This window comes from Micromonospora sp. NPDC050784, from assembly GCF_044456765.1.
GTDB classification, from domain to species: domain Bacteria; phylum Actinomycetota; class Actinomycetes; order Mycobacteriales; family Micromonosporaceae; genus Micromonospora; species Micromonospora foliorum.
On sequence record NZ_JBITGG010000030.1, the window covers coordinates 23,477 to 40,163 of the forward strand.

The following is a 16,687-nucleotide window of genomic DNA, read 5'->3' on the forward strand; positions in this document are numbered from 1 at the left end:
GCGCTGGGGCTGATTGGCCGTTTTGTCGGCCGGGACGCCGTACTACCGGGCGGTAGCCGATCATCGTGGGCGTCCGACTTCCGGCGAAGCCGGTTCCTCCACCTCGACAGAGGGCACGAATGCTCAAAGCCCCCCTCGCCAGCCTCGCCGCGATCGCGGTGACCGGCGGCACCCTGTTGGCCACCGGCGGATCCGCCCGGGCGGCCGAACCCGAAATTCTGTACGTCAAGCAGGCCGACGCGAACTGCTCCGACCAGGGGCCAGGCTCCGAGGCCACGCCGTTCTGCACCATCGGTGCGGCAGCCGCCGTGGTGACCGCCGGCACGACGGTCTTTATCGACGGCGGCACCTACGCCGAGCGCGTCGCCGTCACCAGCTCCGGCACACCGGAATTGCCGATCTCATTCATCGCCAGGAACCCTCGCACACCGGTGAAACTTGTCGGTCCGACCGCGGGCCTGATCGTCGACGGCCAACACGACATCTACATTCAGGAAATCAACTCCAGCGGGTCAGCCGATGTACCCGCCATCGATCTGCGTAACGCCTCGAACATCTTGATCTCGGGCGGCAGCTTCACCATGGCGAACGTCGCGACCGCGCCCGCCATCCGACTCGCCAATGTGACGATGGCGCTGCTGGAAGAGGTCATCGCCAGCGGGACGGCACTCGCTGGCGGACTGACCATGGACGCGTCCACCAGCCAGGTGATCATCGACGACACGACGGTGTCGACCGACCCGAGACACGTCGCCGCCGATGACGGCGTGGGCATTCGAATCGACGGGCCGCACAACACGATCGTCGGCGGCGATGTCACCGGCTTCTCAGGCGGTGCCATCTCGGTTGGCCCTACCGCCTCCGCGACGGTGATCGCCAACAACCGGATCAGGGGCGGGATCGGATACGGCATCCACAACCGCGGAGCCGTGGGCACGAGCATCGCCAACAACGACATCCAGGACCGTTGTCTGGGCGGCGTCCGGGTCGACGGGACGTCGTCCCGGGTCTCGGTGCAGAACAACGTGCTCCGCAACAACGGCGCCTTCTCCGGCTACTGCGATCCGCAGGCTTCCGAGGGGATCGAGATCGGGGTCTACGACGAGGCGCTGAGCGGCACCGTGATCGATCACAACAACACCTGGCACCAGTCCACGTCCGCGACCAGCTACTCGTGGAACGGAACCAGGATGGGCCTCACCCAGTTCCGCGCCGTCTCCGGGCAGGCCGCACACGACCGGTACACGTGGGACGCACGGGACAACGTCGACTCGGCGAACTCGACGGCACCCGGCTACCAGGAGCTCGACACCGACGGAAAGCCACGCCGTGACGATCCGGCCGTGCCGAACACCGGCGTCGGCCCGATCGCGTACGCCGATCGTGGCACCACGGAGGCCGTCAGACACCCGGTGGCGTCCTTCGACGCCACCGTGGACCTCGGCACAAGCACGGTCAGGGTGGACGCCTCCGCCTCCACGCCGGGCTTCACCCCCATCAACTTCTACGAGTTCAGTTGGGGCGACGGCACCTCAGTCACCCAGTCGACTCCGGTCGCCACCCACAAATACGCCAAGCCGGGCACCTACGACGTCACCGTCAGCCCCAGGGGGACCGACGGTCTGTCCGGCAGCAGCACCGAGCAGGTGAGCATGCTGCGGCGGACCGCATCCGTGGGCCTGCTCGCGTTGTCCAACCTCCGTTACGTCGGTGCCGTGCCCATGCGACCGAACCAGGTCGGTCTGACCGCGTCCGCGCAGTACGACCTGGCGGACGCCGGTAACGGACAGGCCGCCCTCGTCGCACGGGCGAACGGCCGCTACGTCGCCCAGTTGGCCGACGGGACACTGAACGCCGAGAGCCAGGTCGTCGGTGCCTCGGAGAAGTTCACAGTCGTCCGCAACGGTGACGGCACCGTCAGCCTCAAGGCGAGCAACGGCCTGTACGCCACCGCCGATCCCAGCGGTGCTCTGACGCTGTCGGCGAGCCGGCCGACGATCAGCACGTGGGAGAAGTTCCACCAGGTGCCGGTCGTCGACGCGAACAGGTCGCTGAAGGCCAACGTGAACGGCCGTTTCGTGATGGCTGACGGCGCCGGTGTGAAACCGCTGATCGCGAGCCAGGCGGCCGCCAGCACCTGGGAGCGGTTCGACATCGCCGACCTCGGCAACGGGCAGATCGCCCTCTTCGCCCGTGCCAACAACCGATTCGTGTCCGCCGACGGCGCCGGCACCAAGCCGCTGATCGCGAACGCCCCGACGGCCAGCACCTGGGAACGGTTCACCATGGTCCGCAACAGCGACGGCACCGTCAGCTTCAAGGCCACCATCAACAACAAGTACGCCAGCGCCGACGGCGCGGGGTCCAAGCCACTGATCGCCAACGGCCCCACCATCAGCACCTGGGAGAAATTCACCCTCGGCTGAGCCACACCACACGATCGACGCCCGCCAGACCCTCAGGTCCGGCGGGCGTCGCCGTGCGAAGGACCAGGCGACGCTCGCGCCCGGCAGCGCCGCCGTCAGCGCCGGGGGTGGGCGGCCGTTTTGTCGCCCGGGTCAGCGCCGCGCCTGTCGATCATGCAAGATCAGCTTTATCTGACTCCCGGCGTCGCCGGATCCTCCTCATCTTCGAGGCCAGCATGAGTAAATTCTTTCTCGCCGGTTTGGCGACCGTCGTACTGACCAGCGGGGCCCTGGTGGGCACCGCGCTGCCCGCCCAGGCGGACGCTCCGCCGACGCTCTACGTCCGGCAGAACGCCGCCACCGGCTGCTCCGACCAGTTCCCCGGCACGTTGGCGCAGCCGTTCTGCACAATCGGTGCCGCGGCCGCGGTGGTCACGGCCGGTCAGTCGGTGGACATCGGCGGCGGCAACTACCGGGAACGCGTCACGATCCCCACGTCCGGCACGCCCGAGCAGCCGGTCACGTTCTTCGCCAGTAACGTGGCGACCCTGATCGGCGCGACGGCCGGCTTTGTGATCGACGGCCAGCACGACGTCGTACTCCAGAATCTCCGCGCCATCGGGTCGGCCAGCGTGCTTCCGGGCCTCGACCTGCGCAACTCCTCGCGGATCACCGTCCAGGGTGGCAGCTTCGGGATGGACACCTCCTCGACCGCGCCCGCGGTCCAGCTGTCCGGTGTCACCGGGTCGACGCTGAGGCAGACCACCGTGAGTGGGTCGACCCTGACGGCCGGGGTCACCATCGACGCGGCGAGCAGCGACGTGCTCGTCAAATCCGTGAACGTGTTGAGCAGCACCGCGTACCAGACACCCACCGGCAGCGTCGGCGTTCGGGTCGACGGGTCGAGAGTCAGCATCCTCGACAGCAAGGTCAGCGGTTTCACCGGAGCGGCGGTCGCCATCGGGGTGGGCGCGGTCGACACGGTGGTGGCCAACACCCAGATCGACGGTGGTCGCGGCCACGGGGTGCACAACAACGGTGGCACCGGCACGGCGATCACCAACAACACCATCAAGGACCGCTGCCGCGACGGGATCCGGGTCGACGGAGCTTCGTCCGGCGTCTCCGTGCAGAACAACGTGCTGATCACCAACGGCTTCTTCAACCAGGGCTACTGCGACCCGGCGTTCCTCGACGGTGTCGAGATCGGCGTCTACGGCGGGGCCGTCGGAAAGACGGTGGTCGACTACAACAACGCCCACCACTACTACAACGACTCGCCGGTGATCTACGCCTGGAACACCCGGATGGGTCTCGCCGCGTTCCGGAACGCGTCCGGCCAGGCCGCGCACGACCGCGAGACGGGACAGGCCCGGGACACCATCGATTCGGCGAACTCGACCGCCCCCGGTTACCCGACCCTCGACCGCGCCGGCTCGCCGCGCATCGACGACCCGACCGTGCCGAACTCCGGCGCCGGCCCGGTCACCTACGCCGACCGTGGCACCGTGGAGGCCATCCGAACCCCGGTGGTGTTGTTCGACATCGCCCTGAGTCTCCAGGCGCAGTCGGTGACGGTGGACGCCTCCGCCTCCACCCCCGGCCTCAACCCGATCGCGTCCTACGAGTTCTCGTTCGGCGACGGCAGTGTCGTCACCCAGACGAGCCCGAAGGCCTCGCACACCTACGCGAAGCCGGACCGCTACCAAGTCAACATCAAGGTCACTGGCACCGACGGTCGGTCGACGACTCGCAACACTGAGATCAGCATGTTGCGGCCGACCGGGACGGTGGGTCTGCGCGCCCTGTCCAACAACCGCTACGTGAGTTACGAGACCGGCTCCGGGCTTCGACCGGACCAGGCCGAACCGAGCACCATCGCCCAGTTCGACCTGGCGGACGCCGGCAACGGCAAGGTCGCCCTCTTCTCCCGGGCGGTCGGGCGCTACGTCGCCATCTCCGAATTCGACAACGTCACGTTGACCGCGACCAGCACGCTCGTGGACGTACGCGAGGTGTTCACGCTGGTGCGCAACAGCGACGGCACCATCAGCCTCCAGGCCCCCATCACCGCTATGTACGTGACCGCCGACCCCAGCGGCACCGTTGCGATGAGCGCGAACCGGCCCACCATCGGCACCTGGGAGAAGTTCCTCCAGGTCGTCGTACCGGACGTGAACCGGTCCCTGAAGGCCCAGGTCAACGGTCGCTTCGTCAGCGCCGACGGCGCGGGGACCAAGCCGTTGATCGCCTCCGCACCCGCAGCGAGCCTGTGGGAGCGGTTCGACGTGGTGGATCTCGGCAACGGGCAGGTCGGCCTTCTCGCCCGCGTCAACAACCGATTCGTGTCCGCCGACGGCGCCGGCACCAAGCCGCTGATCGCGAACGCCCCGACGGCCAGCACCTGGGAACGGTTCACCATGGTCCGCAACAGCGACGGCACCGTCAGCTTCAAGGCCACCATCAACAACAAGTACGCCAGCGCCGACGGCGCGGGCAGCAAGCCACTGATCGCCAACGGCCCCGCCATCAGCACCTGGGAGAAATTCACCCTCGGCTGAGCCACACCACACGATCGACGCCCGCCAGACCCTCAGGTCCGGCGGGCGTCGCCGTTCGAGGGCCCGGTCAGCGCTCCAGGATGGCGGTCACGCCCTGACCACCGGCGGCGCAGATGGAGATCAGCCCGCGCCCGCTGCCCCGCTCGGCCAGCAGCTTGGCCAGGGTCGCCACGATCCGCCCGCCGGTGGCGGCGAACGGGTGCCCGGCGGCCAGCGAGGAGCCGTTGACGTTGAGCCGGTCGGTGTCGATCGCGCCCAGCGGCGCGTCCAGCCCGAGCCGGTCCTTGCAGAACTCCGGCGACTCCCAGGCGGCGAGGGTGGCCAGCACCTGCGACGCGAACGCCTCGTGGATCTCGTAGTAGTCGAAGTCCTGCAACGTCAGCCCGGCACGGCCCAGCATCCGGGGCACCGCGTACGCGGGCGCCATCAGCAGCCCTTCGTCGCCGTGCACGAAGTCCACCGCCGCCGTCTCCGACCAGCTGAACCAGGCCAGCACGGGCAGGTGGTGCTCCCGCGCCCACTCCTCCGACGCGAGCAGCACTGTGGACGCGCCGTCGGTGAGGGGCGACGAGTTGCCGGCGGTCATGGTGGCCTGCTCGGCGTCCGGGCCCTTGGCCCCGAAGACCGGCTTGAGCTTGCCGAGCTTCTCCAGGCTGGTGTCGGCGCGGAGGTTCTGGTCGCGGGTCAGCCCCAGGTACGGCGTCACCAGATCGTCGAAGAAGCCCCGGTCGTACGCGGCGGCGAGGCGCTGGTGTGAGCGAAGCGCCAGCTCGTCCTGGGAGCGCCGGTCGATCTGCCAGCGCACTGCGGTGCGGGCCGCGTGGTCACCCATGGACAGGCCGGTACGCGGCTCGGCGTTGCGCGGTATCTCCGGCTTGAACGGCTGGAGCGGGCGCAGCTTCGCCGCGATCTTGAGTCGTTCGCCCAGCGTGCGGGCCGAGTTGAGCTTGAGCAGCGTGCGGCGCATCTCCTCGTTCACGGCGAGCGGGGCGTCGGAGGTGGTGTCGACACCGCCGGCGATGCCCACGTCCAGCTGACCGAGGGCGATCTTGTTGGCGACCAGGATCGTCGCCTCCAGGCCGGTGCCGCAGGCCTGCTGAATGTCGTACGCCGGGGTGTGTGGGTCGAGCCGGGAGCCGAGGACCACCTCGCGGGTGAGGTTGAAGTCGCGGGAGTGCTTGAGCACGGCACCGGTCACCACCTCGCCGATGCGCTGCCCGGCCAACCCGTAGCGGGCGATCAGGCCGTCGAGCGCCGCGCCGAGCAGGTCCGCGTTGGACGCGTCCGCGTAGCGGGAGTTGGAACGGGCGAAGGGGATGCGGTTGCCCCCGATGACCGCGACCCGCCGAATGCTCTGCACGATCCGCCTCCTCGACATGTGTTGCTCGAACCCTACTGGCCAGTAGGCTACGCCCATGACCGACAGGTACGCGAGCTTCGTCCAATCGGCCGCCGGCCGCGCGCTGGTCAAGCGCCTCGGGCTGCCCGACCCGCCCCGACTGCGCCGGCACCACCCCGGCGACCCCCTGCTGACCGGGCCGGCCCTACTCGGCGCGGCCACCGGCGCCCGGTACGCCAAACCGGTGGCCATGAGACTGACCGCCGCCGGGGTCGAGCTGGCCGACCCGGCCGCCGTCGAATGGGCCGGGAGCGCTCCGGCGCAGCATGCGCCGCCGACCCGTTCGCACGGCGACACCCCGCAGCGGTACGGGGCACTGCTCTTCGACGCCACCGGGATCACCGGCTCGACCGAGCTGCGCCAGCTCTACGACTTCTTCCACCCGCAGGCCCGGGCCGTGCTGCCCAGCGGCCGGGTGATCGTGCTGGGCACCCCGCCGCAGGAGTGCGCGACGCCCCGCGAGGCGACCGCCCAGCGTGCCCTCGAAGGGCTGGTCCGCAGCATCGGCAAGGAGTTCGGCCGGGGCATCACCGCGCAACTCGTCCAGGTGTCCCGCGCTCAGGGCGACCCCAGCGTCGGCCTCGAATCGACTCTCCGGTTCCTGCTGTCCGGCCGCTCCGCGTACGTGTCGGGGCAGGTCATCCGGGTCGGCGGCGGCGCGGCGAGCGTCCCGGCCGACTGGGACCGCCCGCTGGACGGGCAGGTCGTGCTGGTCACCGGCGCCGCACGGGGCATCGGCGCGGCGCTGGCGAAGGTGCTGGCCCGCGACGGCGCGCAGGTGGTGGCCCTGGACATCCCGGCCGCTGGCGACGCGCTCGCCACGGTGGCGAACGACATCGGCGGCACCGCCGTCCAACTCGACCTGACCGCGCCGGACGCACCGGCCCGACTCGCCGAGCACCTGGCCAGCCGGCACGGCCGGGTCGACGTGGTGGTGCACAACGCCGGCATCACCCGGGACAAGACGCTCGGCCGGATGGACGCCGACCGGTGGGACCAGGTCATCGACGTCAACCTGTCCAGCCAGGAGCGGATCAACGACGTGCTGCTGGAGCGGGAGCTGATTCCGGCCGGCGGGCGGATCATCTCGGTCTCCTCGATCGCCGGGATCGCCGGCAACCGGGGGCAGACCAACTACGCCACCAGCAAGGCCGGCGTGATCGGGCTGGTCGACTCGCTCGCGCCGGCTCTGCGGGAACGCGGGATCAGCGTCAACGCGGTGGCCCCGGGCTTCATCGAGACCCGGCTGACCGCGCGCATCCCGCTTGTGGTCCGCGAGGCGGGCCGGCGGATGAACAGCCTTGCCCAGGGCGGGTTGCCGGTGGACGTGGCCGAGACGATCGGCTGGCTGGCCTGGCCGGCCAGCGGAGGGATCAGCGGAAACGTGGTCCGGGTCTGCGGCCAGAGCCTGCTGGGGGCGTGATGGGCGCGCGGCCGGAGTCGGGCAGCCGGACCCCTGTCGAACTGCCCCGGATGCCGGCGGCCGGGGCGCTGCACCGACGGGCGATGCTCGGCGCGCTGCCGGGCCTCGGCGGTGGGCGGCGCGGGCCCGACCTGCCGGCGGTCGAGTTGACCGTGGGCGGGGTGACCGTGGACCGGGCGCACCTGGCCGACTACGACCGGGTCTGCGGGTTCCGGCTCAGCGACCGGCTGCCCGCGACGTTTCCGCACGTCATGGGCTTCCCACTGGCCCTGCGCCTGATGACCGCACCGGATTTCCCCCTCCCGCTGATCGGCCTGGTGCACGTCGGCAACCGGATCACCACGCACCGCCCGATCACCGCCGACGAGACCCTCGACTTCACCACGTACGCGGAGAACCTGCGTCCACACGACCGGGGGCGGCAGGTGGACGTGGTTCTGGTCGGCTCGGTCGACGGGGAGGAGGTGTGGCGCGGCGTCTCGACGTACCTCGGTCGGGAGGGCGAGCCGGGCGGGCGCGACCGAGGCGAACGTCCCGCGGCGCCGACGGCCACCGCCCGCTGGCGGGTCGAACCGCGCGTCGGTTCGGAGTACGCGCGGGTCTCCGGTGACCACAACCCGATCCACACCTCCCGAATCGGGGCGCGGCTGTTCGGCTTCCGCCGGCCGATCGCGCACGGCATGTGGAGCAAGGCGCGCTGCCTGGCGGCACTGGAGTCCCGGCTGCCGGACGCGTACACCGTCGAGGTCGCCTTCAAGCTGCCCGTGCCGCTGCCGAGCACGGTGAGTTTCGCGCGCCTGCCGGACGGCGGGTTCGCCCTGCACGACTCGCGTGGCCGACCCCACCTGGCGGGTCTCGTGCGCTGAGCGCACCCGGCGGGTCTCGTGCGCTGAGCGCACCCGGTGGGTCCGTGCGCTGAGCGCACTCGGCGGCTCGCCCCTTGGCAGGCGCATGCTTCTGCGCTAAGTTGTTCTCACAGCGAGATGTTCTCAGGATGAGAGAGACGTGATGAACGAGCAGGAGTTCCTGGCCGCGTACGACCCCCGGGCCTACCCGTCGGTCGCCGTGACCGTCGACGTGGTGGCGCTGACCATCCGCGACAGCGCGCTGCACCTGCTGCTGATCCGGCGCGGCGAGGCACCCTTCGCCGGGCACTGGGCGCTGCCCGGGGGCTTCGTCCGCCCCGACGAGGACCTGACCGCCGGCGCTCGACGGGAACTGGCCGAGGAGACCGGGCTCGGCGGCGAGGCGCTGCGCCGCGTACACCTGGAGCAGTTGGGCAGCTATGGCGCCCCCGACCGTGACCCGCGCATGCGGGTCGTCTCGATCGCCCACCTCGCGTTCGCCCCTGACCTGCCGGATCCGGCCGCCGGCAGCGACGCCGACGAGGCGGTCTGGCTGCCGGTGACCGCGTTGACCAGCCGGCAGCTCGCCTTCGACCACGGCCGGATCATCGACGACGCGTTGGAACGGGCCCGGTCCAAGCTGGAGTACACCCCACTCGCCACCCGCTTCCTCGCCGCCGAGTTCACGATCAGCGAGCTGCGCGCCGTCTACGAGACGGTCTGGGGGCACCCGCTGCACGCCGGCAACTTCCACCGCAAGGTGCTCTCCGTGCCGGGCTTCGTGGAGAGCACCGGCGCCAGCACCGAGCGCGGTGGGGCCCGGGGCGGCCCGCGCGCCCGGCTCTACCGGGCCGGCGACGCCCGGCTGCTGCACCCGGCGCTGCTGCGCCCCGCCCGCGAGGAGACGGTGCGGTGAGGGCCGCGGAGGCCATCGGCCTGGTCGCGGCCGCCCGCACCGACGCCGACCTGTTCGGCGCGGACCAGCCGGCCCGCCGCTACCGCGAGCTGGTCGCGGCCCTGCACCCCGACCGCCTGCCGACCGACCCGACGGTACGCGCCGAAGCCCTCGACGCGTTCATCCACGTCACCACCCGGTGGCAGGCACGGCAGACCACAGTCCTCGGCGACTACCGGCTCGGCGGGCTGGCCCACTCGGGTGACCTGGCCAACCTCTACGACGTCGGCGACGACCGGCTGCTCAAGCTTCCCCGACGGCCCACCGACAACGATCTGATGGCCCGCGAGGCGCACGCCCTGCGCACCATCGCCGAGCGCGGCGACCCGCGCTACCTGCCGTACGTGCCCCGGCTCGTCGACGAGTTCCGGCACCGCGACACCGCCACCGGCGCGGAACGGCGGATCAACGTGCTCGCCACCGCACCCGGCCTGCACGACCTCGACGAGGTGCGGCGCGCGTACCCCGACGGGCTGGACGCCCGGGATGTCGCCTGGATGTGGCGGCGGCTGCTGGTGGTGCTCGGCCTGGCCCACCGGGCGGGGGTGGTGCACGGCGCGGTCCTGCCGCGACACGTGCTGATCGAGCCGGACGCCCACGGCGTGGTGCTCGTCGACTGGTGCTTCTCCGCGGCCGTCGGGAGCACGATCCCGGCGCTGGTGCCCGGCCAGGAGGACTGGTACCCGGAGGAGGTCACCCGGAAGCGGCCCTGCGGCCCGGGCACCGACATCGCGATGGCCAGCCACTGCATGAGCTGGCTGATGGGGCCACGCGCGCCCCGCGAGCTGCACACCTTCGCGCGGGGCTGCCGGCAACGGTCCCTGCACGCCCGGCCCGACGACGCCTGGCGCCTGCTGCGCGAACTCGACCAGGTGCTGGAGCGCCTCTACGGGCCACGCACCTTCCGACCCTTCACCCTCACCCCCTAAGGAGCTGTCATGGGCAGTGGAATCTGGTCCACCGACGTGTACGACGCCGCCGACCGCTACCGCCGGTCCACCGGCAAGAGCGCCTTCTCCTACAGCGACAGCGGGGCGCGCACCGTGCACCCCGCGCTCGACCCCCGGGACGCGACCCGCGAGAGCCGGGACTCCGACGAGCACCCCCGGTCGACGCCCGTCGCGGTGCTCTTCGACGTGACCGGCTCGATGCGCACGGTGCCGCGGGTCCTGCAGACCAAGCTGCCGCAGCTTCTCGGGCTGCTGCAACGGCAGGGCTACGCCAGCGACCCGCAGATCATGTTCGGCGCCATCGGGGACGCCACCTGTGACCGGGTGCCGTTGCAGGTGGGCCAGTTCGAGTCGGACAACCGGATGGACGACGACCTCGGCCGGATCGTGCTGGAGGGCGGTGGCGGCGGCCAGATGAGCGAGTCGTACGAGCTGGCCATGTACTTCATGGCCCGGCACACCGTCACCGACAACTGGGAGAAGCGCGGCCGGCGCGGCTACCTGTTCATCATCGGCGACGAGCTGGCGTACCAGCGGGTGAAGGCCCGGGAGGTGGCCGGCCTGATCGGGGACGACCTCGCCGAGGACGTGCCGCTGCGGCAGGTCGTCGACGAGGTGACCCGCCGCTGGGACACCTACTACCTGCTCCCCGCCGGCAGCCACTACGCCGGCAACGCGAAGGTGCTCGACTTCTGGCGGGACCTGCTCGGGCAGAACGCCGTCGTGCTCGACGACCTCGACGCGGTCTGCGAGACCATCGCGCTCACCATCGGCCTCGGCGAGCAGGCCATCGACCTGGACGAAGGCCTTCGCGACCTGGACCGCGCCGGCTCCGGCGCCACCGGCACCGTGTCGAAGGCGCTGGCCCGCCTCGGCCGGGAGCGGCGGGCCGAGGTGTCGACGCTGCCGGCCTTCCGCGACACCGCCGGCGGGGTGACCCGGCTGTGAACCACGTGGCGGTGGTCGACCTCGGCTACGGCGACGCCGGCAAGGGCACGGTGGTGGACTGGCTCTGCGCCACCCGTCCCGTGCACACGGTGGTCCGCTTCAACGGGGGCGCGCAGGCGGCGCACAACGTCGTGCTGCGCGACGGGCGGCACCACACGTTCGCGCAGTTCGGCGCCGGCACGTTCCATCCCGGTGTCGGTACGCACCTGTCCCGGCACGTGGTGGTGGACCCGTTGGCGCTGGCCGCCGAGGCCGGCCACCTCGCCACCCTCGGGGTGCCCGACGCGCTCGACCGGCTGACCGTCGACGGGGACGCGCTGCTCGCCACCCCGTACCACCGGGCCGCCAACCGGGCCCGCGAGACCGCCCGGGGAGCCGACCGGCACGGCTCCTGCGGGCTGGGGGTGGGCGAGGCCGTCGCGTACGGTCTCGCCCACCCCGACGACGCGCCCCGGGTCGCCGACTGCCACCACCCGGCGCTGCTGCGCCGGCGGCTGGCCACCCTGCGGGACCGGCTGACCGCCGAGTTGGGCCCGCTCGATGCGCCACCGATCGAGGACTGCCTGCCCGCGTTCACCGGGTTCGCCGGGCGGGTCGCCATCGTCGACGGCAGTTGGCTCGCCGAGGCGTTGCGCACCGGGACCTGCGTCTTCGAGGGCGCGCAGGGGGTGCTGCTCGACGAGTGGCACGGCTTCCACCCGTACACCACCTGGAGCACCACCACCTTCGCGAACGTGGACAGCCTGCTCGCCGAGGCGGGCCGGCCCGGTGACGTGACCCGGATCGGGGTACTCCGGCTGGTCACCACCCGGCACGGACCCGGCCCGCTGGTGACCGAGGACCCGGCGCTGCCCTTCGCCGACCCGCACAACCCGGCGAACCCGTGGCAGGGCCGGTTCCGGTTCGGCCACTTCGACGCGGTCGCCCACCGGTACGCCCTCGCCGCGGCCGGCGGCGTCGACGGCCTGGCCCTGACCCACCTCGACCTGGCCGGCCCCGACCTGCGGATCTGCCGCCGCTACGACACCACCGACCAACTCACCCCGGGCCCGCCCGGCGACCTGGACCGGCAGGCCGCGCTCACCGCCCGTCTGCTGCGCTCCCGCCCGGTGTACGACGACGAACCGCCGGCGGACTGGGCCGAGGCGGTACGCGCGGAGCTGGGCGCACCCGTGGTGCTGACCTCACACGGCCCCACCGCCGACGACAAGACCCCGTGCGGTCCACTGCTCGCCCCACCCGCCCTGGTGCACGCCGGCTGACAACTCGGGGCCGTGATCCGGCGACTCGCCCACCGGGTAGGTCGCGCCCGGCAAGCATGGGGGCATGGACGCCCTGCTCGACCTCCTCCGTGGGACGGTCACGTCGCCGTGGGTCTACCTGGTGATCTTCGGGCTCACCGCGGTCGACGCGTTCTTCCCCGCGGTGCCGGGCGAGGCGGCGGTGATCACCGCGGGGGTGCTCTCGGCGAGCGGGGGGCACCCCAGCCTGACCCTGGTGATCGTGACCGCCGCCACCGGCGCGCTGATCGGCGACCACGTCTCGTACGCCATCGGGCGGGGCGGGGGCGCCCGCCGACTGGCCCGCCTCCCCAACGGCAGCCGCCGGCGGGCCAGCTCCGAGTGGGCCCGTCGGGCCGTGGACCGGCGCGGCGGAATCATCCTGACCACCAGCCGGTACGTGCCGGGCGGGCGGACCGCCGTCACCCTCACCATGGGCGCGGTGCGCTATCCCCGCCGGTCATTCCTGCTGTACGACAGCATCGGCGCGGTCACCTGGGCGCTGTACTGCGGGCTGCTCGGCTACTTCGGCGGGCTGGCTTTCGAACGCGACCCGGTGAAGGGCCTGCTGGTCGGGGTGGGAATCTCGGTGGTCGTCACGTTCGGGCTGGAGGGGATCCGGTGGCTACGCCGCAGGGTCCGCCGCCACGCCTCCTCCCGCCACTGACCCCGCACCCGTCACAGCAGGTCGGCGTCGTACACCAGGATGGCCAACTGCACCCGGTTGCCGGCGTGGAGTTTCGCCAGCGCCCGGCTGACGTGTGCCTTGACGGTTGCCTCGCTCATCGTCAGCCGCCGGGCGATCTCCGCGTTGCCGTGCCCGCGCGCCACCTCCCGGACGATCGCCAGCTCCCGCTCGGTCAGCGGTGCGAGCCGCGCACGGGCCGCGTCCCTGCGGGCCGGACCGCGCTCGGCGAACGAGCTGATCAGACGCCGGGTCACCGTCGGGGCGAGCATCGCGTTCCCGGCGGCCACCGTGCGAACCGCGGCGGCCAACTCGCGGGGCGGGGTGTCCTTGAGCAGGAAGCCGACCGCGCCGGCCCGCAGCGCCCGGTGCACGTACTCGTCGAGGTCGAAGGTGGTCAACATGATCACCTTCGGGCCGACGGCGACCACGTCGGGCGCGACGGTCAGCCCGTCGACGCCCGGCATCCGCACGTCGAGCAGCACCACGTCGGGGTGTAACCGCTGGGCCTGCTCCAGCGCGCCGGCGCCGTCCGCTGCCTCACCGACGACCGTGATGTCCTCCGCCGCCTCAAGGATCAGCCGCAGCCCGGCACGGACCAGTTGCTCGTCGTCGACCACCACCACCCGGATCACGCCGCACCCGCCAGCGGGATCAGGGCCCTAACCAGGAAGCCGCCGTCCACCGGAGTCGCCTCCAACCGGCCGCCGAGCAGCTCCACCCGCTCCCGCAGCCCGAGCAGCCCCTGCCCGGCACCGGGCAGCGCCGACCCGCCCTCGGACGGGCCGTTGCGGACCACCACCTCCAGCCCGTCGGGCAGGTAGCGCAGGCAGACGGTCGTCTCGGCGTCGGCCGCGTGCTTGCGCACGTTTGTCAGCGCCTCCCGGACCACCCGGTAGGCGGTACGTCCCAGCGTCACGGGCAGTGCCGTCGGCACGCCCTCGTCCCGCCGGGACACCCGCAGCCCGGCGGCACGGGACTCCCCGATCAACTCGTCCAACGTGTCGAGCCCTCGCTCCGGCGTCACGGCCGGGCCGGCCTGGCGCAGCACACCCAGCACCTCGCGCAGGTCGGTGAGCGCCTGCCGGCCGGTCGTCCGGATCAGCGCGGCCGCCTCGACGGTCGCCGGGTCCACGGCGGTCACCTCCAGCGCCCCGGCATGCACCACCATCAGCGAGACCCGGTGCGCCACCACGTCGTGCATCTCCCGGGCGATCCGGGTCCGCTCCTCGGCGCGGACCCGGTCGGCGCGGGCCTCCTGCTCGCGTTCCAGCCGCTCGGCCCGGTCCCGCAGGGCGGCGAGCGTGTCCTGACGGGCCCGCACCCAGAGACCGAAGACCAACGGAAGCCCCACCAGGCAGGCGGCGAGCAGCAGCACGTTGCCGGTGGTGGCGGTGGTGATCCGGCGTACACCACCCACCGCCAGCCCGACCAGCACCCCGCCGGTCAGCACCAGGGCCGCCCCGGCGAGGTAGCCGGCGAGTTGGCGACCGCGCAACCGCAGCCCGGCCTGGTACGAGGCCAGCACCCCGGCGGCCGCCGCGGCGAGCACCAACCAGCCGACCGCCGCGGCCAGGAACAATGGCCAGCGACGGGTCCGGATCGTGCCGGCGGCCCACGCCGAGGCCAGCGCGATCAGCAGTACGAGCGCGCCCGGCAGCGGCGAGCGGACCCCGATGTCCCCGGTCGCGCTGGCCCACACGGCCGCGGCGACCAGGACGGCGAGCAGCGGCGGGGCGTACCGCTGGACGACCTGCCGGAGAGCGACGACGCTGGATGCCACGCAGCGAGCCTAGGGCTCGGCCGACGGATCGGGCCGCTGTGCGCCGCCGAACCGGGGCGCGGTGGGGGAAGACCCCTACCCGCCCTCGGGGCCGGCCGCTACCTAAGTAGTGGCGCCCATCTGACCACTGGCCGATGTCGGCCAACGTCGCCCCGACCAGCATCGGGATCATGGATCTACTCGACCTGCTGCACGACACGATGTCCTCGCCCTGGGTGTACCTGGCGATCTTCGCGATCGCGGTGCTCGACGGTTTCTTCCCGGTGGTGCCGAGCGAGACGGCGGTGATCACCGCGGGGGTGTTCGCGGCCTCCGGAGCGCCGTACCTGCCGGCGGTGATCCTGGTGGCCGCCGCCGGGGCGCTGGTCGGCGACCACATCTCGTACGCGATCGGGCGGGGTGGTGGCACCCGGCTGCTCGACCGGCTGCCGCCCGACGGTCGACGCCGAGCCGCCATCGACCGGGCCCGTCGGGGGATCGCCACCCGGGGCGGGCTGATCCTCACCGTGGCCCGCTACATCCCGGGCGGCCGGACCGCGGTCACCCTCACCATGGGCGCGGTGCGCTATCCCCGGCGACGGTTCCTGGCCTTCGACGCGTTGGCCGCCAGCTCGTGGGGGCTCTACTCGGCGCTGGTCGGCTACCTGGGCGGGCTGGCCTTCGAGCAGGACCCGCTGCGTGGTCTCCTGCTCGGGCTGGGCCTGGCCCTGACGGTGACGGTCGTCGTCGAGGTGGTCCGCTGGCTCCGCAACCGGCGTCGTGCGACGCGGGCCGCCGAACCGGGCAGCGACCCTGTCTCCGCCGGGGCGGTCAGTCGGCCGGCGGACGCCAGGTGACGCCGTGCAGCAGTTGGGCGGCACCGAGCCAGGCCACGTTCATCATCCGGGTGGCCGTCTTCTCCGGGTCGGTCTCCGGGTGGTCCGCGAGCCAGTCGGCCAGCGACTCGCTCGCGCCGACCAGGGCGTACGCGACGACCTCCAGGTCGATGGCGGCGATCTCGCGGCCCTCGGCGCGCAGCGCGTGGTCGAGCATCCCGGCGACCACCTCGACCAGCCGGGCCCGCATGGTGGCCAGCTCGCCGGCGAACGGCTGCTCGCCCCGGGCCTGCCGGTAGAGCACCGCCCAGCCGTCCCGGTGGGCGCCCACGAAGCCGAAGAACGCCTTGAGCCCGCGCCAGAGCCGCTCGTCGGCCGGCAGGTCGGGGGCCGCCGCCCCGGCGATGGCCTGCATCATCCGGGTGCCCTCCCGGTGCAGGCAGGCGACGAAGAGCTCCTCCTTGGTGCCGAGGTACGCGTACACCATGGGTTTGGAGATGCCGGCGTCCTCCGCGATCTCGTCCATGCTGGCGGCGTGGAAGCCGCGTCGGGAGAAGACCTTGACGGCCGCGTCGAGCATCTGCTGCTCGCGGACGGCGCGAGGCAGGCGCTTGAAGGCGGGGACGCTGGACACCTTG

At 72.1% G+C, this 16,687-nt stretch carries 14 protein-coding genes; 10 read left to right on the forward strand and 4 right to left on the reverse strand.

Going from position 1 to position 16,687, the window contains the following annotated elements:
• Nucleotides 1-119: 119 nt before the first annotated feature.
• Together ACIBD9_RS29845 and ACIBD9_RS29850 are read left to right on the forward strand one after the other, a co-directional pair.
• Nucleotides 120-2,426 carry a PKD domain-containing protein gene (locus tag ACIBD9_RS29845; RefSeq protein ID WP_396722645.1) on the forward strand — a complete coding sequence of 769 codons (2,307 nt, stop codon included), beginning with the start codon at nucleotides 120-122 and terminating at the stop codon, nucleotides 2,424-2,426.
• 215 nt (nucleotides 2,427-2,641) lie between these two features.
• Entirely contained in the window at nucleotides 2,642-4,966 is a 2,325-nt protein-coding gene (locus ACIBD9_RS29850; RefSeq protein WP_396722646.1) for a PKD domain-containing protein, read from the forward strand.
• Nucleotides 4,967-5,033: 67 nt separating this feature from the next.
• Here ACIBD9_RS29850 and ACIBD9_RS29855 read toward each other — a convergent pair whose 3' ends face one another.
• Nucleotides 5,034-6,326, reverse strand: coding sequence for an acetyl-CoA C-acetyltransferase (locus ACIBD9_RS29855; RefSeq protein WP_396722648.1), 1,293 nt, complete (start codon nucleotides 6,324-6,326; stop codon nucleotides 5,034-5,036).
• 55 nt (nucleotides 6,327-6,381) lie between these two features.
• Here ACIBD9_RS29855 and ACIBD9_RS29860 point away from each other — a divergent pair, with 55 nt between their 5' ends.
• The 7 genes from ACIBD9_RS29860 (at nucleotide 6,382) to ACIBD9_RS29890 (ending at nucleotide 13,433) form a co-directional block, all read left to right on the forward strand.
• On the forward strand, nucleotides 6,382-7,788 hold the full coding sequence (locus tag ACIBD9_RS29860) for a 3-oxoacyl-ACP reductase (RefSeq protein ID WP_396722651.1): 1,407 nt from the start codon (nucleotides 6,382-6,384) through the stop codon (nucleotides 7,786-7,788).
• Nucleotides 7,788-8,654, forward strand: coding sequence for a MaoC/PaaZ C-terminal domain-containing protein (locus ACIBD9_RS29865; protein WP_396722653.1), 867 nt, complete (start codon nucleotides 7,788-7,790; stop codon nucleotides 8,652-8,654). Before ACIBD9_RS29860 ends, ACIBD9_RS29865 begins: the two co-directional genes overlap by 1 nt.
• A gap of 142 nt (nucleotides 8,655-8,796) precedes the next feature.
• A complete protein-coding gene (locus ACIBD9_RS29870) occupies nucleotides 8,797-9,549 on the forward strand; it encodes an NUDIX hydrolase (RefSeq protein ID WP_396722654.1) in 753 nt (250 codons plus the stop codon).
• Nucleotides 9,546-10,517: a serine/threonine protein kinase gene (locus ACIBD9_RS29875; protein WP_396722656.1), complete on the forward strand. Its 972-nt coding sequence runs from the start codon at nucleotides 9,546-9,548 to the stop codon at nucleotides 10,515-10,517. Before ACIBD9_RS29870 ends, ACIBD9_RS29875 begins: the two co-directional genes overlap by 4 nt.
• Before the next feature lie 9 nt (nucleotides 10,518-10,526).
• Nucleotides 10,527-11,486: a hypothetical protein gene (locus ACIBD9_RS29880; protein WP_396722658.1), complete on the forward strand. Its 960-nt coding sequence runs from the start codon at nucleotides 10,527-10,529 to the stop codon at nucleotides 11,484-11,486.
• A complete protein-coding gene (locus ACIBD9_RS29885; RefSeq protein ID WP_396722660.1) occupies nucleotides 11,483-12,748 on the forward strand; it encodes an adenylosuccinate synthetase in 1,266 nt (421 codons plus the stop codon). Before ACIBD9_RS29880 ends, ACIBD9_RS29885 begins: the two co-directional genes overlap by 4 nt.
• Before the next feature lie 64 nt (nucleotides 12,749-12,812).
• A complete protein-coding gene (locus ACIBD9_RS29890; RefSeq protein ID WP_396722661.1) occupies nucleotides 12,813-13,433 on the forward strand; it encodes a DedA family protein in 621 nt (206 codons plus the stop codon).
• Between the two features lie 11 nt (nucleotides 13,434-13,444).
• On the opposite strand, the gene ACIBD9_RS29895 is transcribed toward ACIBD9_RS29890, so the two are convergent.
• Both ACIBD9_RS29895 and ACIBD9_RS29900 read right to left on the reverse strand, forming a co-directional pair.
• On the reverse strand, nucleotides 13,445-14,086 hold the full coding sequence (locus ACIBD9_RS29895; protein WP_396722663.1) for a response regulator: 642 nt from the start codon (nucleotides 14,084-14,086) through the stop codon (nucleotides 13,445-13,447).
• Nucleotides 14,083-15,234, reverse strand: coding sequence for a sensor histidine kinase (locus ACIBD9_RS29900; protein WP_396722665.1), 1,152 nt, complete (start codon nucleotides 15,232-15,234; stop codon nucleotides 14,083-14,085). The genes ACIBD9_RS29895 and ACIBD9_RS29900 overlap by 4 nt, the downstream gene beginning before the upstream one ends.
• A 170-nt stretch (nucleotides 15,235-15,404) precedes the next feature.
• Here ACIBD9_RS29900 and ACIBD9_RS29905 point away from each other — a divergent pair, with 170 nt between their 5' ends.
• Complete coding sequence (locus tag ACIBD9_RS29905) at nucleotides 15,405-16,070, forward strand: DedA family protein (RefSeq protein ID WP_396722667.1); 666 nt, start codon at nucleotides 15,405-15,407, stop codon at nucleotides 16,068-16,070.
• Here ACIBD9_RS29905 and ACIBD9_RS29910 read toward each other — a convergent pair.
• A complete protein-coding gene (locus ACIBD9_RS29910; protein ID WP_396722670.1) occupies nucleotides 16,045-16,683 on the reverse strand; it encodes a TetR/AcrR family transcriptional regulator in 639 nt (212 codons plus the stop codon). The genes ACIBD9_RS29905 and ACIBD9_RS29910 overlap by 26 nt on opposite strands.
• Nucleotides 16,684-16,687: the final 4 nt, after the last annotated feature.

Excerpts from the sequence above, each read along its gene's own strand:
- ACIBD9_RS29845 (WP_396722645.1), top strand. The coding sequence starts at position 120 with ATGCTCAAAGCCCCCCTCGCCAGCCTCGCCGCGATCGCGGTGACCGGC.
- ACIBD9_RS29850 (WP_396722646.1), top strand. The coding sequence starts at position 2,642 with ATGAGTAAATTCTTTCTCGCCGGTTTGGCGACCGTCGTACTGACCAGC.
- ACIBD9_RS29860 (WP_396722651.1), top strand. The coding sequence starts at position 6,382 with ATGACCGACAGGTACGCGAGCTTCGTCCAATCGGCCGCCGGCCGCGCG.
- ACIBD9_RS29865 (WP_396722653.1), top strand. The coding sequence starts at position 7,788 with ATGGGCGCGCGGCCGGAGTCGGGCAGCCGGACCCCTGTCGAACTGCCC.
- ACIBD9_RS29870 (WP_396722654.1), top strand. The coding sequence starts at position 8,797 with ATGAACGAGCAGGAGTTCCTGGCCGCGTACGACCCCCGGGCCTACCCG.
- ACIBD9_RS29880 (WP_396722658.1), top strand. The coding sequence starts at position 10,527 with ATGGGCAGTGGAATCTGGTCCACCGACGTGTACGACGCCGCCGACCGC.
- ACIBD9_RS29890 (WP_396722661.1), top strand. The coding sequence starts at position 12,813 with ATGGACGCCCTGCTCGACCTCCTCCGTGGGACGGTCACGTCGCCGTGG.
- ACIBD9_RS29905 (WP_396722667.1), top strand. The coding sequence starts at position 15,405 with ATGGATCTACTCGACCTGCTGCACGACACGATGTCCTCGCCCTGGGTG.